General features: G+C 59.6%; 16 protein-coding genes. 10 read left to right on the top strand and 6 right to left on the bottom strand.

Going from position 1 to position 22,470, the window contains the following annotated elements:
• The first annotated feature begins 55 nt into the window (after positions 1–55).
• The 5 genes from SBC1_RS13850 (at position 56) to SBC1_RS13830 (ending at position 6,438) form a co-directional block, all read left to right on the top strand.
• Positions 56–1,213, top strand: a complete 1,158-nt coding sequence (locus tag SBC1_RS13850; RefSeq protein WP_165988145.1) for a glycosyltransferase — start codon at positions 56–58, stop codon at positions 1,211–1,213.
• Between the two features lie 3 nt (positions 1,214–1,216).
• On the top strand, positions 1,217–2,746 hold the full coding sequence (locus SBC1_RS13845) for a glucose-6-phosphate isomerase (protein ID WP_243830223.1): 1,530 nt from the start codon (positions 1,217–1,219) through the stop codon (positions 2,744–2,746).
• Positions 2,743–4,029, top strand: a complete 1,287-nt coding sequence (locus SBC1_RS13840; protein ID WP_165988143.1) for a glycosyltransferase family 4 protein — start codon at positions 2,743–2,745, stop codon at positions 4,027–4,029. The genes SBC1_RS13845 and SBC1_RS13840 overlap by 4 nt, the downstream gene beginning before the upstream one ends.
• Positions 4,030–4,081: 52 nt before the next feature.
• Positions 4,082–5,248, top strand: coding sequence for a glycosyltransferase family 4 protein (locus tag SBC1_RS13835; RefSeq protein WP_165988141.1), 1,167 nt, complete (start codon positions 4,082–4,084; stop codon positions 5,246–5,248).
• Positions 5,249–5,466: 218 nt separating this feature from the next.
• Complete coding sequence (locus tag SBC1_RS13830; RefSeq protein ID WP_165988139.1) at positions 5,467–6,438, top strand: LysR family transcriptional regulator; 972 nt, start codon at positions 5,467–5,469, stop codon at positions 6,436–6,438.
• Here SBC1_RS13830 and SBC1_RS13825 read toward each other — a convergent pair.
• Positions 6,428–7,408, bottom strand: coding sequence for a GDP-mannose 4,6-dehydratase (locus SBC1_RS13825; protein WP_165988137.1), 981 nt, complete (start codon positions 7,406–7,408; stop codon positions 6,428–6,430). The genes SBC1_RS13830 and SBC1_RS13825 overlap by 11 nt on opposite strands.
• Before the next feature lie 865 nt (positions 7,409–8,273).
• On the opposite strand from SBC1_RS13825, the gene SBC1_RS13820 reads away from it, so the two are divergent.
• The 3 genes from SBC1_RS13820 (at position 8,274) to SBC1_RS13810 (ending at position 15,659) form a co-directional block, all read left to right on the top strand.
• Complete coding sequence (locus tag SBC1_RS13820; RefSeq protein WP_371826736.1) at positions 8,274–10,511, top strand: hypothetical protein; 2,238 nt, start codon at positions 8,274–8,276, stop codon at positions 10,509–10,511.
• A gap of 1,128 nt (positions 10,512–11,639) precedes the next feature.
• Positions 11,640–13,133, top strand: coding sequence for an oligosaccharide flippase family protein (locus tag SBC1_RS13815; RefSeq protein WP_165988136.1), 1,494 nt, complete (start codon positions 11,640–11,642; stop codon positions 13,131–13,133).
• 15 nt (positions 13,134–13,148) lie between these two features.
• Entirely contained in the window at positions 13,149–15,659 is a 2,511-nt protein-coding gene (locus SBC1_RS13810; RefSeq protein WP_165988133.1) for a glycosyltransferase family 4 protein, read from the top strand.
• Here SBC1_RS13810 and SBC1_RS13805 read toward each other — a convergent pair whose 3' ends face one another.
• The 3 genes from SBC1_RS13805 to SBC1_RS13795 all read right to left on the bottom strand — a co-directional run bounded on the left by SBC1_RS13805 (position 15,660) and on the right by SBC1_RS13795 (position 18,775).
• The gene (locus SBC1_RS13805; RefSeq protein ID WP_165988131.1) at positions 15,660–16,112 is read right to left on the bottom strand and encodes an aconitase X swivel domain-containing protein; all 453 of its coding nucleotides are present in this window, start codon (positions 16,110–16,112) and stop codon (positions 15,660–15,662) included.
• Entirely contained in the window at positions 16,090–17,352 is a 1,263-nt protein-coding gene (locus SBC1_RS13800) for an aconitase X catalytic domain-containing protein (protein WP_165988870.1), read from the bottom strand. The genes SBC1_RS13805 and SBC1_RS13800 overlap by 23 nt, the downstream gene beginning before the upstream one ends.
• A 244-nt stretch (positions 17,353–17,596) precedes the next feature.
• Positions 17,597–18,775, bottom strand: coding sequence for an acyltransferase (locus SBC1_RS13795; RefSeq protein ID WP_165988129.1), 1,179 nt, complete (start codon positions 18,773–18,775; stop codon positions 17,597–17,599).
• 303 nt (positions 18,776–19,078) lie between these two features.
• Between SBC1_RS13795 and SBC1_RS13790 the strand changes: the two genes are divergently transcribed.
• Together SBC1_RS13790 and galU are read left to right on the top strand one after the other, a co-directional pair.
• Complete coding sequence (locus tag SBC1_RS13790; protein WP_165092361.1) at positions 19,079–19,222, top strand: hypothetical protein; 144 nt, start codon at positions 19,079–19,081, stop codon at positions 19,220–19,222.
• Between the two features lie 276 nt (positions 19,223–19,498).
• On the top strand, positions 19,499–20,419 hold the full coding sequence (gene galU / locus SBC1_RS13785) for a UTP--glucose-1-phosphate uridylyltransferase GalU (RefSeq protein WP_165988127.1): 921 nt from the start codon (positions 19,499–19,501) through the stop codon (positions 20,417–20,419).
• Between the two features lie 69 nt (positions 20,420–20,488).
• Here the strand turns inward: galU and SBC1_RS13780 are convergent, their stop codons facing one another.
• Both SBC1_RS13780 and SBC1_RS13775 read right to left on the bottom strand, forming a co-directional pair.
• On the bottom strand, positions 20,489–21,079 hold the full coding sequence (locus SBC1_RS13780; protein WP_165988125.1) for a phosphatase PAP2 family protein: 591 nt from the start codon (positions 21,077–21,079) through the stop codon (positions 20,489–20,491).
• Between the two features lie 140 nt (positions 21,080–21,219).
• Positions 21,220–22,392 (bottom strand): GlxA family transcriptional regulator, encoded by a 1,173-nt coding sequence (locus tag SBC1_RS13775; protein ID WP_243830222.1) that lies wholly within the window; start codon positions 22,390–22,392, stop codon positions 21,220–21,222.
• Positions 22,393–22,470 lie beyond the last annotated feature (78 nt).

The raw sequence follows: 22,470 nt of genomic DNA, 5'->3' as shown, positions 1-22,470 counted from the left end.
CCGCGTAGCGCGGGTCCGGAACTCACAACATCACGTCGACGCGGAGGTTTCCCGTATGCAAGCGACCAAGGTTCACGTGCATTTGTTCTACGGCACAGATCCGCGGTTTTACCGCAAAGGGGAGAATATCGGCTGCCTGTACGGTTATCACCATGCAGAGTCACCGGAGTTGACGCTGACGTATTCGCGCGACGAACCCGAGAACAAGTTCGTGCGACTCGCGCGGCGTGGATTGAAGGCGGCGCTCGGCTTCGACTTCATCCACACGTGGCGCAATCGTGAGGAGATTCTCAACGCCGATGTAGTCTGGACGCATACCGAGGCCGAGCATTTATCGGCGGCGTTGTTGCTGCTTTTGAAAGGCCGCGCTCGCGGCAATCCTATGTTGCTCGCGCAAAGCGTATGGCTTGTCGACAAGTGGGCGGGTTACGGTGCGCTCAGGAAGTGGGTGTACAAAAAGTTGCTCGCCCGTGCCGATGTCCTGACCACGCACGCGAGCGAGAACGCACAAATGGCGCGGGAATATTTCAAGCGCGATGTGGAGCAGGTGTTCTACGGTATCAACCCGATCGACTTTCCGATGCAAGAGCCGACTGCCTGGCAACCGCATACGCCGGTGCGAATCGCTGCGATTGGCAACGATCGCGACCGCGACTGGGAGTCGCTTGTTCGGGCGTTCCGGCAAAACCCGGCGCATGAAGTGCGGATTGCGACGCGTCGACGGGTATCGAAAGCGCTGCATGCAAGCAACGTGAAAATCGCGCCGGCACTCGGCCTGAAAGCGGCGCGCGAACTGTATGACTGGGCTGACGTGGTCGTGGTGCCGCTGCGCCCGAACTCGCATGTCTCAGGCATAACGGTGGTGCTGGAAGCGGTGGCGCTGGGCAAGCCGGTGATCGTCTCCGATGTTGGTTCCTTGCGCGATTACTTCGGCCCCGAGCATGTGTTTTATGTGCCGCCGTACGACGTTCCCGCGTTGCAGCGCACGCTCGACACGATAGTTGCCAATCCCGCACTTGCACTGCAGCGTGCGCAGGCGGCGAGCCGTCACTTCGCCGCACGCGATTACACGACGCGCCAGTTCGCGCTGCAGCATGTCCGCATCACGCAGGAGTTCATGAGGACTCGGCGCATGGATATGTCCATGCGTCCCTCAGAAACCACGCTGCATGCCGAGCTTGGCAATGCTGCTCCTCAACGCCGGGTGAACTGATCCATGAGCTCCCCGGCCGTTCCCCGCACGCCGAAGTATCTGGCCGATCTGATCGAGAACAGTGGCAAGCCCCTGCGCGCCGGTTTTCTCGGCCTGTTCCGCGACGACCCGAAACATTGGGTGCCGCAAAGCGGCTTCTGGACGTTCACGCTGCTGCTTATCTTGGCGCATCAAGGAACGGCGTTGACGTACGGCTTCCCGGCCATGGCGACGGCCGTCGGAGTATGGCTGTACTTCAAGAGTCCAGCGCGTTACATCGGTTTTGTCTGGTGGCAGTGGTTTCTCAGTCCTGAAGTGCGTCGGCTCGCGGACTTCGCGAAGGGCGGTTTTACGCCCACCAGCCTGATCCAGATCGCGCCCGTGGTCGTGACCATGATCTGCGCGCTGACCGTGGTCAGGCATTACCGCGTGCTGGCTGAGCGGCGCGGCCTGCCGTTCCTCCTGATCTTCATGGGCCTGGCCTACGCGTACCTGATCGGCGTGATGTCCAATGGGCCGATGGCGGCCACCTATGACCTCGCGGCGTGGCTGTATCCGGTGCTGATCGGCTTTCACATCATGGTCCATGCTCGCGAATATCCGAAGTACCGCCAGGCGATTCTCGACACATTCATCTGGGGCATGCTGTTCATGGGCGGCTACGGTCTCGTGCAGTTCTTCCTGATGCCGGCCTGGGACGCCATGTGGATGATCGGTTCCCAAATGGCTTCGCAGGGCGATCCGGTCCGGCTCGGCGTGCGCGTTTTTAGCACCATGAATTCTTCCGGCCCGTTCGCGCTTGCGATGATGGCCGCGCTCACCTTCACCATGGCAGGCACGCAAAGCGTGCGATGGGTCGCGGGTGGCCTCGGATTTATCTCGTTTGGCCTGTGCATGGTCCGCTCGACATGGGGCGGCTGGGTCATCGCGATGGTGCTGCAAATCATCAAGGCGAGCAACAAGGTGCGGGTGCGGATACTCGTCGGCGCGGTGGTACTGGCGGGACTTTCCGTGCCACTGCTTACCTTCGGGCCGATTGCCGACAAGATGGCGACGCGCTTGCAGTCCATCACCAATCTCAGCGACGACAACAGCTACGCCGCGCGCAACGAGTTCTACGCGTCGTTCGCGAAAACCGCCTTCACCGACGTCTCCGGCGAAGGTTTCGGCGCCACCGGTTCATCGACGAAACTCTCCACCTCCAATGGCGATCTCGGTAAATACGGCAGCTTCGACAGCGGCGTGATGAACGTGCCGTTCGTGCTCGGCTGGCCAGGTTCGCTGATGTATCTGGCCGGCCTGGGCTTGCTGCTCGCGCGTGCATTCCGTGCTTCGTTTTCGCTGCGCGACGACAAATATGCGCAGGCTTCCCTGAGCGTTGCGTTTGCGATTGTCGGCATGCTGGTGTTCACGAACACGTTCACGTCTATTGGAGGAATGATCCTTTACATGGGCCTTTGCTCGGTCCTCGCGGCGCGCCATCACCAGCGGCTCGGGCGCCGCCGAGAGCAAGCGCTTTTTGAACACTCCCTCCCTGCAAAGGCACTCCGATGAGAATCGCCATCGTCACTCATGTCGTGCGTCACAACGACGGGCAAGGCCGCGTGAACTACGAGATCGCGCGCGCCGCATTGGCGGAAGGCCATCAGGTCACGCTGCTGGCATCGCACGTTGCGCCGGAACTTGCTTCCGAAGCGCGCTTGCGATGGGTTGCGATCAAGGTCGGACGTTTCTGGCCGACCAAGCTTTTCAAGCAGCAGATCTTCGCGTTGAAAACGGGGTTGTGGCTTAGGGCGCACAAGAATGAATACGACGTCCTGCATGTGAATGGTTTTATATCGTGGGCCAAAGCCGACGTGAATACGGCCCACTTCGTACACGGCGGCTGGCTGCGCAGTCCGTACTATCCGTTCAAGCTCACCGGTGGCTTGTGGTCTGCGTATCAGGTCTTGTATAGCCGCGTGAATGCGCGGCTTGAACACTGGGCGTATCAGCGGTCGAAGGTTATTGCCGCGGTGTCCGAGAAAGTAGCTATCGAGATTCGCGCGAACGGTACCGCCGGTGAGCGTATAGAGGTGGTCTATAACGGCGTGGATACGAGTGCGTTCAGTGCGGCTCGGGTGAATGGCGCCGACCGAAAATCATTCGGGCTGCGAGACGATGCCTGCCTGTTGCTGTTCGTTGGCGACCTCCGCACGCCGCGCAAGAATCTGGACACGGTGCTGAAGGCGCTGGTGCAACTGCCAGCTCACGTGCATCTGGTGGTGGCGGGTTATCTCCCGGGCAGTCCTTACCCCGATGAAGCCAAGGCGCTGGGCATTGCGGATCGCGTGCATTTCCTGGGGCTGGTGAAGAACATGCCCACGCTGATGCATTCCGTCGATGCCTTCGTATTCCCATCGCGTTACGAAGCGATGAGCCTCTCGTTGCTGGAAGCGCTCGCGGCGGGTCTGCCGATCATTACCGCGAAGACGGCGGGTGGGGCGGAGATTATTGGCACGGACTGCGGCATTGTGCTTGACGATCCCGACGACGCCACCGCGCTCGCGGGCGCGATCTCGAAGCTTGCTGATGCACCTGAGTTGCGTCGTGAAATGGGTGAAGCTGCGCGGAGGCTGGCGGACAAATTTGGCTGGGCGCGCATGGCGCGGCGGTATCTGGATCTATATCGCGGTTTTGCGAATCAGGCCGGCGCGGCGGCGTCTGGTGAAGTGCAGACCGAGGGCGGAGCGCCTAAAGCGGTGGCGCTGACGAAGAACGCAACGATCAGTGCCCACCATTCGGTGCGGCCAGGCGTGGCAAACAAATCAAACGAATCACACGCATCGCCTATATGAGCAATTTGGCGGTTGTCGTTATCCATCAACAATTTCGATCGGGGTCGTGGACATGAGCACGCAAGCCATCAAGTCGCTGCAAATTGGAATGCACTGGTTTCCCGAGCGTGCGGGCGGTTTGGACCGGATGTACCACACGTTGGTGGGCGCACTGCCGGGTGCGGGCGTCACGGTACGCGGTGTGGTCGCGGGATCGGCGCGGGTCGCGGCGGACACGGAAGGCGCCATTCGCGGCTTCGGTCCGGCGGCGCAGTCGTTGCCGCGCCGCTTGATGGCTGCACGCCGGGCGTTGCGGGCGTCGTTGAGCCGTGAGCGGCCCGACGTGGTCTCGTCGCACTTCGCGCTTTATACCTTCCCGGGCCTCGATGTCACGCGCGGCATTCCACAGGTCTCGCATTTCCAGGGACCGTGGGCGGATGAGAGCCACGTTGAGGGCGCTGATTCCATCGGTCAGCGGACCAAGCGTTTGCTTGAGCAGCGGGTGTATGCGCGCTCGTCGCGGCTGATTGTTTTGTCGGAAGCGTTTGGTGAAATATTGCAATCGCGTTATGCCATTCCTGCGGAGCGGATTCGCGTGGTGCCGGGGTGTGTCGACGTCTCGCAGTTCAATGTCCCGCTGAGCCGTTCCGATGCTCGTCGCCGGCTTCAGTTGCCGCAGGACCGGCCGGTCGTGCTCGCAGTGCGGCGGCTGGTGAGGCGGATGGGCCTTGAAGATCTGATCGAAGCGATGAAGCGTGTGAAGGCTAAGCAACCTGACGTGTTGCTGTTGATCGCGGGGAAGGGGCGTCTTGCTGAGGAGTTGCAGGCGCGCATTACCGAAGCCGCTCTCGACGACAATGTTCGGCTGCTTGGTTTTGTGCCTGACCGGCACTTGGCGGCACTGTATCGTGCGGCGGATGTGAGTATTGTGCCGACGGTCGCGCTGGAGGGTTTTGGGCTGATTACGGTGGAGTCGCTTGCTTCAGGAACGCCGGTGCTGGTGACGCCGGTGGGCGGTTTGCCAGAGGCGGTCGCACCTTTATCGGCGAATCTTGTTTTGCCGTCGACGGGGGTGGATGCTATTGCCGATGGCTTGATTGGTGGGCTGAATGGGTCGCTGAAATTGCCGACGGAGCAGGAGTGCCGGATCTATGCGCGAGAAAATTTTGACACGCCGGTAATCGCCAAGCGCGTGGCGGCGGTTTATAGCGAAGCGATTGAAGTTGGGTTAGTGCATTGATTTTCGTGCGCACCGGGGGTTCTGTCTGGCCCTGAAAGCACTCCCGGGGCATTGATTTCGAGCGGTAAGTCCAGGTTACCCGTAATCCGATCCGGCACCCTTGATCGCGGCCTTCCAAGCGGAACCCCTCAAAACCGTCGTACTATCCCACTTTAGGCCCGCGCAGCAGCAAAAAGCCAGATACCTGACATCTGCGGGCCAGAATGGGACCGACTGGCATGGACCGTTTTCTAGCAATGAAAGTCTTCGTACGCGTGGTCGAGAGCGGCAGTTTCTCCAAGGCCGCAGACGCGTTGCGCCTGCCTGCCGCGAGCGTTTCCCGCACCGTCCAGGCACTCGAAGCGCACCTCGGCGCACGCCTCCTGAACCGCACTACCCGCAGCATCAGCATCACGGAAGACGGCGAGATCTACTACGAGCGATGCGTACGCGTACTCGGCGAAGTGGACGACATGGAGTCCGTCCTGTCACGCTCGAAGCTGAGCCCGAAAGGCACAGTACGCGTCAGCCTGCCCGCGCTCATGGCGAAAAGCACGATCATCTCCGCGTTGCCCGAATTCTTTGCGGCCTACCCGGATATCCGTGTGGAAATGAGTCTGACCGACAAGCAGGTCGACATTATCGAGGCGGGCGTGGATTGCGTGATTCGCGTGGGCGCGGTTGGCGATATCGGCCTGGTGGCAAAGCAGATCGGCCGCTATTCCCAGGTCACTGCGGCCGCACCGTCGTATATTGAGAAATATGGCGAGCCCAGGACACTCGAGGATCTCGAGCACCACATGTGCGTGGATTATCTGGTGAGCAAGACCGGGCGCGTGAGAAGCTGGGAGTTCGTGGTGGACGGTGAAATCAAGACCATTCCGCTCAAGGCAATACTGGCGGTCAATGATGCGGATTCGTATGTGGAGTGCGGGCTCGCCGGCCTCGGGCTGATCCAGGCGTCGAGCTATACGCTGTCTTCGTATCTGGAAAGCGGCGCGCTGAGGGAAGTGCTGCAGGCGTATCCGTCGTATCCGCGTGTGGTGTCGATCCTGTATGCGGCGAACCGGCATCAGCCACGGCGGGTGAAGGTGTTTATAGAGTGGATCGCGGAGATCTACAAACGGCAAACGTCACTGCAAATAGCCGCGGATGATCTGGTCTCTGGTCATACGGTCAACGCTGATCACGCGAACCACGTCACGTCCTGACGACTGCGGCACTCTGCACGGCTTCATCTTCGACTTGCGCGCGCGCGTGTTTGAACATCCACTCAAGGGTGTCGTAAATAGGCGTGATGGGCACGCGGCCAATCGCGCGCCGCAGCTTGACGTTCGACCCGACCAGCTTCGCAATCTCATTGCGCCGCATGAAGCGCGGATCGACGAAAATATCGATCTTGTATCCGGCGATACGCTGCATCATGGTCAGGATTTCGCCAAGCGAATGGCCGGTGCCTGAGCATGTATTGAATGCCTCGCCCGCCGGCGCGACTTCCAGGAGCCGTGTATAGACTTCGACGACGTCGCGGACATCGGAGAAATCGCGGCTCACGGCCAGATTGCCAAGCGACATGCGTGCTTCATGACGTGCGTGATGATTGACGATCTTCGGCAACAAGAAGTCTTCGCCTTGACCCACGCCGGTGTAGTTGAACGGCCGCGTGAAGAAGACGGGCAGACGATCGAGCCACAAGCGTGCCATGTTCTCCATGGCGAGCTTGCTGACTGCGTAGTCATTGCCGGGATTCAGCGGCACGTTTTCGTCGATGATTTCCACGTTCGCATTGCCATACACGTTCGATGTACTCGCCATCAGCACGGCACGCGGTTTCTTGTCGAGTTGCGACAACGCTTCGAGCAGATTGCGCGAGCCCATGATGTTGACCAGATAACTTTGCGTGGGCGCGTTGCCCGTGACGTGCGCGAGACCGGCGAGATGAACCACTACATCGGGTTGGGCGTCGCTTACGCACGCGCGCACCGCGTCGAGATCAAGCAGGTTGAGCGGAACACCGGTCGTGCCGGGTACGTCGGGCTCGGACGCGGGCGAAGTCGTGCCCCACACGTCGTAACCTTCATCCAGCAGACGCGCGGCCATATGGCGTCCGGTAAAGCCCGAAAGACCCGTGATGAGCGCGCGACGGCGTTTGCCGCCGTCAGGATGTTTTATGTCGTTCATTGCGCTTGATATAGGCGGCGGCTGTTTCGCAAAGGGTTGCGGCATGGTGGGAATGATTCTGCATGCCTCGTCCGGTGACGCCAGCTACTTGCCGTTTTCCGACAATGCGGCCGCTCAGCGTTGAATTCCACGACGAAACGGCGTTTCGCATGAGAATGTGCAATTCCGCTCTGCGCCCAGCGCTACGGTGCTTTCCCGCCGTTTTCTGCATTAATTTAATACTCGATTTTATCACGTAGCCCCTGCTTCAAGGGGGCGCAACGCCTGGCGTGACCGGCGCTGGATGTGAGGTATCGCCAATTAATTGCCGAACGCCAGCGCATGACCTTCGGACATCGGCAATTCTTGTCCCAACCTTGGGCCGTGGCGTGGCGAAGCGTAATCCGTTGGCTCGAGCGACTCGGGTCCGACGGTCGAACATTACGCTTTGCTTATTCTATGAAAGAACAAATCGGAAAATAATCAATAGTCGAAGGCCACATGTTAAAAAGTAATTCCCAAAGAGGATGCGCTGGGAGGTCCGAAAGGCGCCGAATTTATTACTTTTCGAAACAATTTTTTGAATGAAATAAGTCAGCGTGAAAATCAATCGCAGCGCTCGTGGTGTGCTGACGAAGCTTGCGGTGCCTTATCGGCTCCTGACGCGCAGCGAGGGGGGCATTTAAAAGTCGTTTCAAAACGTAATTGATCGAATTTTGTGGTTCATTCACCACCGGTGATTCAGCGCCGCCCTCTCTATTTATTTCAGATTTTTTTGCAATATTTGAACGGTAGTCTTAGCTAACCCGAGTAACGGCCGCAACGCCTCCACTGCACCATCGGCCGATGGGAGCAGAGCGGGCCGCTCTCAGACGGAGAAAACCTCTTGCATCGTTTTCCGCGCATTTTGCTATTGGCATCACGTTTTCTGGTTGTGGGAGCGCTCGGTCTGGCTGCGGTGGCCTCCGCGTATCCGGCGTCGCCTACGGTGCTCCAGGCGCGTACATCGTGGATTGGCAACACCTTTGGTTTCGGTGATGGCACGTGGACGCAGATCAACATTACCGCGATTGCCGTTACGCCCGACGGCCGCGTGTACACCAACGCGCCGTGGGACGAAAGCGGTGCCGAAGTGAGCGTCTACAAGGACGGCAAGGTGCTTGGTACGGCGGGTGGCACGCACGGCTGGGGCAACTACGGCGGCAATGCGATTGCGCTTAACCGGCGCTATGCGTTTGTCGCGGTCGGAGTGGGCAACGAGCGCGGCAATTTGCAGAAGGCGGGTGTGTGGCCGCCCAAGGGAAAGCAGTGGTTTGGCGTGTCGCGCCGAGACATTAGCGACATGAAACGCAGCGTGGCGTTCCAGGCGAACCTTGCCGCCGATAAAGATGGGCACGCGCAGCTCGCCGCCGCTTTCCTGATGATCAACGAGGCGCCGGAAGACAAGCGCGGCGCACCGAAGACGGACGACGTAAAGCAGGACGTGGGCGGACTGGCGGCATCGGATGCGCTGTTGTATGTGGCGAATACCGCGATGAACCGCATCGAGGTGTACGACGCCGAGTCGATGCAGCAAAAGAACAAATGGAACGCAACTCAGCCGGGGCGTCTGGCGCTCGCGAAGGACGGCACGTTGTGGGCGCTGGTTAATACGCAGGGCGGCCGGGCGCAGCTCGCGCATTACACGGCGGCGGGCGTGGCGATCGACGATGCTCCCGCGCTGGCGGCGGGCTCGGATGCCGTCGATTTGACGATAGATGCTCAGGGGCGTTTGCTGGTTGCGGACAACGGACCGCGTCAGCAAGTGCTGATCTTCACGCGCGATGGCGGCGCGGACAAGTACCGCGAGTCGGCGGCACTCGGTGAGCGTGGCGGCATTTTTTCGGGTGTCGCGGGCCGTCCAGGTCCGCAGCGGTTCAATGGGCTGACCGGCGTGGGTGTGGATGCGGCCGGGAACGTTTATGTATCGACGAATGGGATTGGCGTTCGGCAGGGCGCGACCGGTGCGGGACTGGGCGCGACGCTTGAGAGTTATGCGCCTGATGGGCGGCAGTTATGGCAAGTGCAGGGATTATTGTTCGTGGATGGTGCGTGGATGGACCCGGCGCGTCCGAACAGTGTCTACACCGGCAACAAGCGCTTCGAGCTGGATCTATCGAAACCGGCGGGGCAGGAATGGAAGTACGTGGGGTTCCTGTCGGGGCGGTTCAAGTATCCCGAGGATCCTAGCTTTAGCGTGGATGACTGGCCGGGGCAGCCGATTGCTCGCAAGATTGATGGCCGTACGTTCTTGTACTTGACGGACATGTATTCGGACCATCTGAAGATTTATCGGTTCGATGCAAAGCGTGATGGAGAGCTGGCGATTCCTTCGGGTTACTTTGCAGGTCGTGAGCGTGGGGCGCAGAACATTCCGAATCATCCGCCGCATGGCGACTGGATCTGGCGCGACACTAACGGTAATGGCCGGTTTGATGCGAATGAGTTCGATGTGAACAACGGACTACTACCTAATCCTGGTGGATGGGGGTGGTGGGTTGATACGAAGGGCGATATTTGGCACACGAGTGATACGCGGGGGATCAATCGTTTTCGATACGGTGGTGTGGACCGAGTGGGCAATCCGGTTTATGCGTATGCCAACGCGCAGAACTACGCTATGCCTGCGCCGTTCAACGTGGTGAAGAGAGCGGTGTATGAGGCGGATACGGACACGATGTATTTGACTGGGTACACGGCTGACGAGCCGTTTGACCGTGGGTATTGGAAGGAAGTGGGGCGACGGTTGGTGCGGTACGACCATTGGTCGAAGGTGCCGGTGCAGCGGTATTCGATTGAGTTGCCTTGGGATACGAAGAGCAAGCCGTTGGCTACGACGATTGGTTTGACCGTTGAGGGAAAGTATTTGTTCACGGTGGAACCGGTTGGGACGGTGCATGTGTATGAGAAGGATACGGGCCGCGAGGTTGGGGTGATCAAGCCGGGTCCGGAGGTGGGTGGTGCGTCAGGGTGGGTGGATGTGCCGAATGGCATTAGCGCGAGCCGTCAGTCGGATGGTGAGTACCTGGTGTTTGTTGAAGAAGACGCGCGAGGGAAGGTGATGATGTACAGGTGGCACGAGTAGGTGTTCGTTCGCACTTTGGGGTTTGAGGTGACTGGGTCGGGAGGTTGGGGTTGATGCCGGGATGCCAGGGTTAGTGGTCGTGGGTTGATGCAGGGTTGCCAGGTTCCGGGGTTAGCGGTCCGGGTCTATGCCGGGTTGCTGCTTTCGACCTTAGCGGTCTGCGTGAGTTGGATGTTTTCTTTATCACTGTTAGCCACTGTGCGTGGCGGCACGTCATTTCTTTGTCCAAAGCGACAAAGAAACGAAGCAAAGAAAGCGCTTTCAACCACGCTACCCTAAGTGTCCACAGCGTGCAGTTCCCATTCATGGGTGCCCCAAAAGCACGGTGCTCGCCAGAGCCACGGATGTGTGAAACCCTCCTTCTCGCGAATCCTTACACGAACACGCTTCGCCCCCAACGCTCTCGGGCAAGCACCAGTTGCCAAGGAACCCGCCCGGCCTCACGCGCATTCACGGCTGCAGTTTTTTTGTAGGCTAGCTGCCTGATCTGCGCGGTCGTTTTCTTAGATGACAGCGTGATCCGTAGCAGCTTGACGGGGATTTACCGCCTTAGATTTTGGTGAGTTGGTCGCAGGCTTACAGGCTTATTTCTGTTGGCGACGGCGTTACGAATCGTTGGAGTTTTGTTGTTTCGTGGGTTGGTTTCGTGGTTCGTTATGCTTACAAATTTGGTCGATTGTTTTACGCGGATAGCGCGGGGTGCTCCTTGTGCAGGTTCAGTCACTGGTGGCGAAGCGTGTGGGTATCCGTGTTCGGAGAAGGAGGGGTTCACACATCCTCCGCTCTGGCGAGCACCGTGCTTTTGGGGCACCTATGAATGGGAACTGCACGCTGTGGACACTTAGGGTAGCGTGGTTTGAAAGCGTTTTCTTTGCTTCGTTTCTTTGTCGCTAAGGACCAAGAAATGACGTGCCGCCACGCACAGTGGCTAATAGTGATAAAGAGAAAATCCGACTCAGGCAGACCACTAACACCGAAAGCATCAACCCGGCAATGACTCAGAGCCACTAGAGCTGGGGCTTAGAACGGACCACCAATCTTAAAAGCAGCAACCCGGCATCGACCCAAGACCCACGAAGCCCCAAACAATCCCAAGTGCGAACGAACCCCCAAGGACGAGTGCGAACGATGGAAAAATCGATGGTGAAGAACATGGCGATTAACTTTTCGGGACTGGTATTGCCTACCTTTGTCTCGTTGATCACCGTGCCCGCATACATCCATCTCGTCGGCGTTGAACGCTACGGCGTGATCAGCCTCGTCTGGACCCTCATCGGCTACTTCGGCATTCTCGATCTCGGCATGGGCATGGCCGCTCAACACGCGATTTCAAAGGCCCACGCCGCCAATGACCCCGAAGCCCGTTCACGCGTGTTCTGGAGCGCCATCTGGCTCAACCTCGGTACCGGCATCATCGGCGGCGTCCTGATCTACTTCGGCGCGTTCGCCTACACCGCCTACGTCGCACACTCCTCCCCGGCCATGCAACGCGAGGTCTACCACGCGCTCCCGTGGCTCGCCCTGGCCATCCCCATCGCCAACGTGTCATGGGTCTGCGCCGGTGCAATCAACGGCGTCGAACGCTTCGGTATCTACAACACCAATCAAACGATTGGCACTTTCCTGTTTCAGTTGCTGCCGCTAGCCGCCGCCTGGAAAATTGCGCCGAACCTGCAAACCGTACTCGCCGCCGCCGTCGTCGCACGCGTCCTCGCCGTCATACTCCTCGCACGAGCAAGCTTCAAGGTGCTCGACATCAAACGCATCGAATGGCCGCAGCTAGGCGTAGCCGGCGGCTTGTTCAAGTTCGGCGGCTGGATGCTGGTCGCGACCATCTCCAGCATGATCACGGACTCCCTCGACCGCATTCTCCTGGGAGCCAATCTTGGCGCGCGTTTCGTCACGTACTACACCGTCCCGCAGAACCTCGTCACGCGCCTGAACATGCTGCCGAACTCACTCGTTCGCACCTTGTTCCCGCGCTTGTCCGCCGTTAAACGCGAACACGCCGATGCCATGGTCCAGCAGTCACTTGAATTCCTCAACGGTGTATTCACCCCGATCGCGCTCTTCGTCATGCTCGTGCTCGCGCCCTTCCTGCATGTTTGGGTAGGGCAAGAAATCGCGATCGCCAGCGCGCCAGTGGGCCGGATCCTGATCATCGGCGTGTGGCTCGTCGGACAAGCCAGCGTCACGCGCATCATGATCCAGTCGCAGATCAATCCCGCCACGGCGGCGCGTATCGGCGTGGTGCAACTGCCGTTCTTCGTGACGGCGCTGTGGTTCGGCATCGCGCACTTCGGTCCTATCGGCGCGGCCGGCGTGGTCGTGCTGCGTTCGCTCGCCGACTATGGCCTGCTGCTGTGGATTTCCCGTATCCACGCCCGGCCTATTGCCGCCGACATGCTGATGCATCTCGCGTTTCTCGTCGCGGGCCTGGGCGTGGCGTTTGTCATCGATCCGATCGAGTACCCGCTGCAATCAATAGCCGCGGCGTTTGTCATCGCTGGCCTTAATTTTTGCTGCTCCCTTCTCACGCGGCCCGCGTTGCGCTCCATGGCGCGCAGCTTCGTCCACGAATTGAATGTGCGCCTCAAACGGCGCGTGAAATCTACGGTTTAAGGTGAGGAGAGACACATGAGACATGATCTCGATGAAGCGGTTATCGACCCGGTGCGAGTGACGCTCGACCCCGTCGGCCTGCTGCCGCCAGCCGTGCAGGACACGCCGCCCCGGCACCGCGCGAGAATCGCGAAACGGGTGCCGCGGGTCGCCATCGTGCATGACTGGCTCGTCGCTTTCGCCGGCGCTGAGAAGGTGCTCGAACAGATCGTCATGTGCTTTCCCGATGCTGATCTTTTCAGCGTCGTGGACTTCATGGAAGAGCGGACGTGGATGCGTGGCAAGAAGGTCACGACCTCGTTCATCCAGAAGCTGCCGCAGGCGAAAAAGCGTTACCGCTCGTATCTACCGCTTATGCCGCTTGCGATCGAACAGCTCGATGTGTCCGGCTATGACCTCGTTATCTCAAGCAGCCATGCGGTGGCCAAGGGCGTGCTGACCGGTCCCGATCAGATTCACGTGAGCTACGTGCATTCGCCCATTCGCTATGCGTGGGATCTGCAGCATCAGTACTTGAAGCAATCGAATCTCACGGCCGGCGTGAAGTCGCTGCTCGCGCGCATGGTGCTGCATTACATGCGTAACTGGGACATTCGCACGTCGAATTCGGTGGACCATTTCATCGCGAATTCGGCGTTCATCGCCCGACGGATCAACAAGGTCTATCACCGCGATTCGCACGTGATCTTTCCGCCCGTCGATGTCGAGGCGTTTCAGCTTTGCGAGGTGAAAGAGAACTTCTATCTGACGGCGTCGCGGATGGTGCCGTACAAGAAGATCGATTTGATCGTGGAAGCATTTGCGAAGATGCCGGAGCGCAAGCTGGTCGTGATCGGCGACGGCCCCGACATGCGCAAGATCCGCGACAAGGCCACGCCGAACGTCGAGATCATGGGCTATCAGCCGTTCTCCGTTTTGCAGGACAAGATGCGGCGCGCGAAGGCGTTCGTGTTTGCGGCCGAAGAGGACTTCGGCATCTCGGTGGTCGAGGCGCAAGCGTGCGGAACGCCAGTGATCGCGTACGGCAAGGGCGGCGCGCTGGAGACCGTGCTGGATAGTTCGCACGCGCGCCCGACGGGCCTCTTCTTCGATGAACAGACGACCGCCGCGATCATCGACGCAGTGGAAGGTTTCGAACTCGGCGCGGTGAAGATCAATCCAGCGGATTGCCGCGCGAATGCCGAGCGTTTTTCGCACAAGCATTTCCGCGATGGTCTTCGCGCTTATGTGCAAAGCGTTGCGCCTAACTTTATGCTCGCGCCACCTGCCATGCCGCCGGTGCCGGCCGTCGAGGCGGTGGCTAAGGCCGCGGCTTCGCAGCAGGACCAGGATCACGAAGAGGCCGACGCAATGCGCGTTCTCGCCGTCGATCAAAGCGGTGTGCTGGGCGGCGCGGAACTCTCGTTGCTTGAAGTCATGAAGAACATGCGCGGCACCAATGAGACCGTGTTATTCGATGACGGCCCGTTTCGCATCGCGCTCGAAGCGGTGGGGATCAAAGTTGATGTGCTCGACGGCGCCGGGCTCGGCGGCTTGAGCAAGGACGGCGGGATGAAGCGGCCGGGCGCGGGCATGATCGGCGGCGTCATGAGCCTCGTGCGCGGCACGCTGGAAAAGTCGCGCAACTCCGATGTGATCTACGTGAACACGCAACGCGCGATGGTGGTCGGCGCTATCGCCGGGCTGATCTCGCGGCGACCGGTGGTGTGGCATCTGCGCGACATCGTCAGCCCGGAGCATTTCGGCAAGACCCAGCTCACCATCATCAAGTGGTGCACGAAGCTCATGCTGGATCGCGTGATCGCGAACTCGACGGCATCCGCCGTTGCGCTCACCGCGTTGACGCGCATGAAAGAGGAACGGCTGGACGTGGTGTTCAACGGTATTTCAGCCGAGCCGTTCACCGAGCTGGAATCTGTCGCTCAGCACGAGTTGCGGGCGCGCTTCGGCTTGCCGCAGGATGCGTTCCTCGTGGGCTCGTTCAGCCGGCTCGCGCGCTGGAAGGGGCAGCACATCCTGCTCGAGGCGCTGCTGGAGGCGCCCGAGATGCATGCCGTGCTGGTAGGGGCAGCGCTTTTCGGCGAGGACGCCTACGAGGCGGAATTGCGTGCCTACGTGCTTGAACATGGTCTGGCTGACCGCGTGCATTTTCTGGGCTTCCAGAACGATATTGCGGCATGCATGAAAGCGGTCGATGTTGTCGCGCACACGTCCATCAGCCCGGAGCCGTTCGGCCGCGTGATTATTGAAGGCATGCTGGCGAAGCGGCCGATCGTGGCGGCGCGGGCGGGCGGTGTGACGGACATCGTGGAAGATCGCGAGAACGGCATTCTCTGTACGCCCGGCGACGTCCACGCGCTCGCGGGCGCGCTGGGCGAGCTATCGTCCGATGCCGGTTTGCGCAACCGGCTGGTCGAGCAGGGTTATGCGAATGCGATCAACCGCTTCGGTACCGAAAGGTATGTGGAGAGCGTTCAAAAGATTCTCTCCGATGTCGCCGGGAAGTCGCGATTGAAACGAAGCTAGCTAAAGCACAGGAGAACTCTCGATCGTTACCCGCGCTGCTTCTTTGCCTGATCGCGCGTCTATCTGGATGACGCCGCCGGCTTTGCATAGCTGTTCGAATTCCTCGTTGCTCACGAGCACGAGCGGGACCTGTGATGCATAGAGTTCGTTCGCGACGATCACGCCAATGGCAATGATCAGGTCCCGCTCGCATAACACAATGCCCGCGGGTCCGGTTTTGTTGCGTATGGCTTCGGCAAGCACGCTGCTGCTGGAGCTCGACCCCTTTGCTCTCGGCATTAGCAGGATCACACCGGCAAGGCGCTGGCCGAAGGCCGGATGCGATTGATCGACAATGGTCCCCGTCTCAGCGTCGTACCCGCCCCAGAAACTCAGCGGCTCAATAAAGACGCCGGGCGCCCGCGCGAATCCGCTCGTGAGGGCCTCGGCTTTAAAACTGGCTTGTGGGTTCATCGAAGCAAACCTTTCCCGTGAAAGCGGAGCGCACGCATTCGTTCATGCTTCCATAGGCCACTCGCACGCCAATATTCGCGGGTGCGTAAAGTGCCCACTTGCCCGAGTTCGTCATGACCATACCGCTCATCTTTTTCATGACGGGCGTTATGTAGGTACAGGTATCGAGGACGATCTGCACGCCTCTGGACGCAAGCGTATCCGCTATGCCCGTCGACTCGAGTTGCCACAATACGAACCGGCTGGTGTTCACATAGAAGTCGCACGCGAGCGGACCGGAGAACGTTGCGAACAAGGCGGCAAGCTGCTCGAATTCGCTGACGGAAAAATGCGGCGTTCCAAGGCTGACAGCAACCAACGCATCACCGGGCTGCGCATGATTGAGATGCCGGCGAACGGCGCGAAGCTGATCCAGCGAAACATCGATTACCCGAGTGGGCTGCTTTCCCTGAAACGCTGCGTCGAGCGTCTGCGCTTCCGGCGTGATGCCGATGCCATGAAAAAGCCCCACCGCGCCGCTCGAAGCCGCCGCTGCTCCAAGCGCCTTCAGCTCGTCCTCGCTGGTATCGGGCGGCAGACCGTCGATGGCCGCCACGCTCGCGCCCGCGACTTTGCCAAGCACGAAGCCGAGCGCCGCGAAGAACACATCGCGGCCAGGAAGCGCGGCGAAATCGGCAACCCGGATCAGGATCCGGGCCGCCCGATTTTCGGTGACATGCAAGCCGGCGTAGGGTGCTCGGCCCGTGATCGCAGCCGCCAGATCGAGGAAGTCGCCGTATCGGCTGGTGCGGGCGCCCAGGACCGAATTCGCGAATACGATGGCGTTGGATTCCGCCCAGGCTATCTGGTCCCCAAGCTTGGGGCGATGCTCGAGCTGGTAGGGCGCGCACGTAAAGCTCGACTCGCATCCCAGTTCGATGTGGGCTTTCATGAGCCGCTCGGCGGCGCGCTGAGTGCTTTGCTCTCCCTGATACAGCTCGGGATGGATCAAGTCGAGAGAGCCGACGTTCAGCGTCGTGGGCACCGCTACCCGTGTTTCACTCTCGACGAATCGTTCGACGAAGTCCAGGCTTGCCGCGCCGTGATAAAGACAACCGTCTATGTGCGCCGACGTTATATCGATCAACCTGCCGGCGCCCATCACGTTCGCCGTGCGCGTGACGATCCTCATGGCCAGTGCGACACCGCTGCCCGCGTCGCCATTCAGCATTGCGGCGTCTCGCTCACTGAGCTGCAACATCATTGATTTCCTGATTGGACGGCGAGGAACCTGCCGAGGGATTTGCCGTTGCTCAGTTTATCGCGCTTAGGAGCTGCTCTCAAAACCCGCTCAGGGGCACTTGCCTGCCGATTCACGCCGACGCACGTCCAGATAGAAAAAACCGCGCTCATTGCTGAGCGCGGTTTTTTCACGGGAACCTTAACTAGACGATATTGCTGCTGGCGCGAGGCTTCTTCGTTTTGTTTTAAGCCGAGGACTGCGCTTAAGCAGCGGCCGACTGGCGTCGCTTGAGACTGGCGGACCAGTTCATCGCGGGGCGCTCGACCAGCATGTAGAACACATAAGCCACCGCAATCGGCACAGCCATGAAGGCGAACGACGCCCAGATAGTCGTTTGCAGCGCAGAGTGAAACAGCACCGATCCGAGCAGGATCAGGATCGGAATATGCACGATATACAGTGAAAAGCTGAACTCGCCAAGCCACGAGAAACCCCTTACCGGCAACGAGTTGCGCATGGGTTTATCGAGTGCCTGGAACAGATACAGCGCGAACGCCAGCGCCCAGAACTGGAACGCCAGGTATTGCCCGAACTTGAACGCGCCGCAGCCAAGCAAGGCCACCACAGCCGCGGCGATCTTCAGCTTCATCGACCCGTTGGGCATCTTGCGCGCATCGGGCGCGGCCTTCGCCTCGGCGATCCACGCGCCGAGCGTCCATGAGAACCAGTACGACGCGAACAGCACAATCTCGTGACGCTCAAATACCAACGCCGAAATCACATTGACGATGCCAACGCAAACCAGCACCGACTTCATCCCGATCCGTCGGCGCAATGCAATCAGCAACGGATACACAAGATAGAACTGCACTTCGAGCGACAGCGTCCACAACGCGCCGTTCGACCCGAATGTACCGCCAGCTACGCCCTGCAGCGAAAGCAGGTTGACAATGAACAAATGCAGATCCGCCGTGCCAATCTTGGGGCTGACCGGCGTGAAGCCGTGGCTGAACGTATCCAGCACGTACGTCAGCACCAGCGCGGCAAGCAGTACGGGATAAATACGCGCGAAACGGCGCATGAGGAAGTTGCCGGTATTGAAGTGAGCGGCGGGATTCGCTAGCAGCTTGCGCGCCGTTCCGCGATGAATACAGTACCCGCTGATCACGAAGAAGATCGGCACACCGGCCGAACCCCAGGCAATGGGGAACGTGAGATAGCTGAAGAGCGTGTTGAGGTCGAACCTGGCCCCGGTCCTGTGGAATTGCTGTATGCCGATCCAGGTGATCTGGCGGCAGTGAAAATAAGCGACCAGCAATGCCGCAAAACCACGCCACGCGTTGATGGCCACATCGCGGTCGTCGATGCTGACAGCGGCTGCGCGTTCGATCGGTAACTGCAGGGCGGAACCGGCCGGATCGAGCAGGGACGAATCGCTCATTGAAAACCTCGTGTCCAGGTTGAATAAAGGCCGGAGACGGTTCCCGGCCTTGGCTGTGCCTTATCTGGTGCGGTTGCGGCGCACTGCGTGGTTCACTAGGTGGGCTACTAAGCGGCGCACTTTGCAGATGGCATCTTAGTCCGGCAAATAATGGAAAAATATGCGAGGCAAACACCTCGTCGTGCACATGATGAGCAAAAAGCTTGTTACGGTCTGTTCGAAAGGTAACGAATTTATTCGGCAATTATTTGTCGTTTTTTTTCTGCTAACTTCATTTCAAACCATTCAAAAACGGGGTACGTCATGGACATGCACGCATTTGCCGGTATTGCTGTTTTGTTGATCCTCGCCGCGGTCTCGGCTTATCGGGACGCGCTGCGTAACGATCCTATGTCGAAGCTGAACGCGTCGGGCATTCGCTTTCCGCATTCGGACGATCAGGAATAATTGTTTCAGGGCGGCCGCGCTGCGGTGCGGCGCAAGCTTGAATATTTTTTTCGTGCACCGGCTGGCTCCCGCAACCAATGGGGTCAGGGTGATCCGGCTCATCGCCTTGCGACGCAGCAAATTATTTTACGTTTTCAAACGCGGCTTTCGATGAATATCGGTGCCGTAATTGAAAGCTTCGAATGAATGCGAATTCGATGCATGGGGATACTGCACGAACACGCACGAACGGGCGTTCGTGCATTAATTTGAACGTATTTTGGGGAAGCGCGCGCGATGTTGAAAGTCACCAAAGCCGTATTTCCTGTCGCGGGACTTGGCACCCGTTTCCTTCCCGCGACAAAAGCGAGCCCGAAGGAAATGCTGCCTGTCGTCGATAAACCGCTGATCCAGTACGCGGTCGAAGAGGCCATAGCGGCGGGAATCACGGAAATGATATTCGTGACGGGCCGAAGTAAACGAGCGATTGAAGACCACTTCGACAAATCCTACGAGATCGAGGCGGAACTCGAAGCGCGCGGCAAGGAGGCGTTGCTCGAGGTCGTGCGCAACATCAAGCCCGCGAATGTGGACTGCTTTTACGTGCGCCAGCCGACCGCGCTCGGGCTCGGCCACGCGGTGCTATGCGCCGAAAAGTTGATTGGCGAGAATCCGTTCGCCGTGATCCTTGCCGACGACCTGCTTCACAGCGAGGAGCCGGTCATGAAGCAACTGGTCGATGTGTTCAATCATTACCATAGCTCGGTCATTGGGGTGGAGCGGATCAGCCGCATCGATAGCGCGTCCTATGGCGTGATTGAAGGGCGCGAGTGGGAAGAGGACATCATCAAGCTGTCGGGCATCGTGGAGAAGCCGCAGCCGGCTTTGGCGCCGTCGAACCTGGGGGTGGTGGGGCGCTATGTGTTCATGCCGGGAATTTTCACGCATCTACGCAATACAAGGCCCGGCAGTGGCGGCGAGATTCAATTGACTGATGCGATTGCGTCGTTGCTGACGGTCGAGCAGGTGCTCGCCTACCGGTATTACGGCACCCGTTTTGATTGCGGCAGCAAGCTCGGCTATTTGAAGGCGACGGTGCAGCTTGCGTTGCAGCACCCCGAAGTGCGTGAAGACTTCGAGGCCTATTTGCGTGAGTGTCTGCCCGCGATGTTCCCTGCGGAAGTGGTCGAGCAAGCTGAGGCGATTGAGCCTTTCTAGGCGGATGATTTTCGTTCGCGCCAGCACCACGTCACACGTGGCGCGAGCGATTCCCTCAGAACCAGTCAATCAGAAATCAAACCACCGGCATAACCACGGTGAGTAGGCGACGAGCATTTGCTGAATCGGCGCGTGATGCCCATAGGCAATCGTCGACACCGCAAGCAGACCCAGCCCGGCAAAGATCGACCCCGGCATCTTGCGCGGCTGTTTGAAGAAGCGTCGCAGGAAATACAACGCGATACCGCCGCCCAGGAACCAGCCAGCCACCACTTCAATGGGTGTATGTGCGTCCTGCACGACCCGGCAAAAGCCGATCAGTGCGCCCAGTGCCAAGCCGGCCGCGGCGCCTAATCTGTACCACCTCACGCCTCTGCTGCCGGCCAGCAAACCGAACGTCACGCCCCACACCGCCGATGTCAGCATGGTGTGGCCGCTGATCACGCGGAAGTCGATCGAACGAAGCTCGATGCCACAGCCCGCGTACAGAATCTTGTTCACCCCGACCAACGCCAACGCGCCCACCAGCGTACCCAACCAAACCAGCGCTTCGCGCTTGTCACTCGTGCTTAGCCACAACGCACACCCGGCTGCCACGGGAACGGTCAAACCCGCATCACCGAAATTGGTGATCAAACTCAAAACAGTCGTACTCGTCATACCCCCCCCGAAAAGCGCGCGCTTGAGCGGTGACCAGGATCGTCGCCGCTGCGCTTGTTGCGCTGTGCCTGCTGCTTGGCTTTTTAATCCGTGTTTCTAACGCTGTCACGCCGTAAAGCCGCCTTAGCGTAAACATCCTCTCATTCCTCCGCGGCTTTCCTGCGTCCGGCCAGCCGGTATTCGGTCGGTGAAATGGACAGGCGCTTGCGGAATATCTTCGCCAGTCCATCGCCGCTGCCGGCGCCGCATCGACGCGCAATCTTATCGACGGGAAGGTCGGTCGCGGCGAGCAGCATGCAACTGGCATCCAGTCGCGCCCGCAACAAATACTCCGACGGCGTCAACCCGATCTGCGCCTTGAAGCGGCGCAGGAAATTGCGCTCGCTCATGGCCGCCACGCGCGCGGCATCCGCAATCGAAATCGGCCGGATGTAGTTTTCACGCATCCACCGCGCCGCTGCGTCAATCTTTTGTCGCACTCCGCCTACGTCTGTGTCGTCGAGCACGGCGGACAGCTTCGGCCACGCACCTGGAATGGAACGCTCCGATACTTCACGCGCCACCGCCGGGCCGTAATCGCGCTTGATGATGGAGAGGGCGGCTGCGATTGGACCCTTGGGGTCATCGAGCGTCAGTGTCTGCTCAGCGATGAACAGCGAACTCGTCAACGCGGATGCCGCCGCCGGGTCTTCAAAGTCGGGCGCCCGGTTCTGCAATGAAAGGTTCGCCGCCGCGAGGATCTGCGACCCTTCGCCAATGGCCTTTACAAACGATATCTTTGGTGCGACCCGGCTTAGCCGCCTGAGTAACGCCGTATCCAGTTTCGCTTGCTGCGCGCCTTCGCCGCCAGCAATGAAGAGGGCGTCGCACTCGCTCATCCAGCGTGTGTCCAGACTCTCGGTCCAGATGCGCATCGAACAACTGCTGGCAACGCTGCCGCCATCGCTGGACAAGAACAGCAACGCATAATCCGGTGGTGCGCCCGACTTGACGGCGGCGGAATCGGACAACGTGGATATGTCGTTGGCGAGCGAAAACACCTCTGATATCGAACTTACCTCGACCAGCGAGAAGTCTTCGAAGATCAGTATGCCGATCCGCTTCGGTGCGGTCTTGCCTTCCTGTGTCGCTTCGTGCATGGCTTCTTGCATCGCTTCGTGTGCTGAACCGGGTCCTGATTCGTGCGCGGCTCCGGATGCGGTTTCGTGCCTGGATTCATGGCGGTTCGAGCGGGACGCATCGGACGCCGGCGCAGAGTCAGCACTCGGCAATCGCACGATTTGCAGCCGGCTCATGCCATTGACGTGTCCCATCAACTTCTCTCCGTTGTCGGCCCGGGCGGCGGGGATTGATATCGTATGCGTCGCACTATACGCGGCGCCGTAGAAGCG

Source organism: Caballeronia sp. SBC1, from assembly GCF_011493005.1.
Classification (GTDB): domain Bacteria; phylum Pseudomonadota; class Gammaproteobacteria; order Burkholderiales; family Burkholderiaceae; genus Caballeronia.
Note: the sequence above shows the minus strand (reverse complement) of the source record. Positions and strands in the feature narration are given on the sequence as shown.

Bases quoted from the DNA above. Each gene is read 5' to 3' on its own strand.
- SBC1_RS13810 (WP_165988133.1), top strand. From the start codon at position 13,149: ATGAGACATGATCTCGATGAAGCGGTTATCGACCCGGTGCGAGTGACG.
- galU (WP_165988127.1), top strand. From the start codon at position 19,499: ATGTTGAAAGTCACCAAAGCCGTATTTCCTGTCGCGGGACTTGGCACC.
- SBC1_RS13805 (WP_165988131.1), bottom strand. From the start codon at position 16,112: ATGAACCCACAAGCCAGTTTTAAAGCCGAGGCCCTCACGAGCGGATTC.
- SBC1_RS13775 (WP_243830222.1), bottom strand. From the start codon at position 22,392: ATGGGACACGTCAATGGCATGAGCCGGCTGCAAATCGTGCGATTGCCG.
- SBC1_RS13840 (WP_165988143.1), top strand. From the start codon at position 2,743: ATGAGAATCGCCATCGTCACTCATGTCGTGCGTCACAACGACGGGCAA.
- SBC1_RS13845 (WP_243830223.1), top strand. From the start codon at position 1,217: ATGAGCTCCCCGGCCGTTCCCCGCACGCCGAAGTATCTGGCCGATCTG.
- SBC1_RS13780 (WP_165988125.1), bottom strand. From the start codon at position 21,079: ATGACGAGTACGACTGTTTTGAGTTTGATCACCAATTTCGGTGATGCG.
- SBC1_RS13830 (WP_165988139.1), top strand. From the start codon at position 5,467: ATGGACCGTTTTCTAGCAATGAAAGTCTTCGTACGCGTGGTCGAGAGC.
- SBC1_RS13790 (WP_165092361.1), top strand. From the start codon at position 19,079: ATGGACATGCACGCATTTGCCGGTATTGCTGTTTTGTTGATCCTCGCC.
- SBC1_RS13795 (WP_165988129.1), bottom strand. From the start codon at position 18,775: ATGAGCGATTCGTCCCTGCTCGATCCGGCCGGTTCCGCCCTGCAGTTA.
- SBC1_RS13825 (WP_165988137.1), bottom strand. From the start codon at position 7,408: ATGAACGACATAAAACATCCTGACGGCGGCAAACGCCGTCGCGCGCTC.
- SBC1_RS13850 (WP_165988145.1), top strand. From the start codon at position 56: ATGCAAGCGACCAAGGTTCACGTGCATTTGTTCTACGGCACAGATCCG.
- SBC1_RS13800 (WP_165988870.1), bottom strand. From the start codon at position 17,352: ATGTTGCAGCTCAGTGAGCGAGACGCCGCAATGCTGAATGGCGACGCG.
- SBC1_RS13815 (WP_165988136.1), top strand. From the start codon at position 11,640: ATGGAAAAATCGATGGTGAAGAACATGGCGATTAACTTTTCGGGACTG.
- SBC1_RS13835 (WP_165988141.1), top strand. From the start codon at position 4,082: ATGAGCACGCAAGCCATCAAGTCGCTGCAAATTGGAATGCACTGGTTT.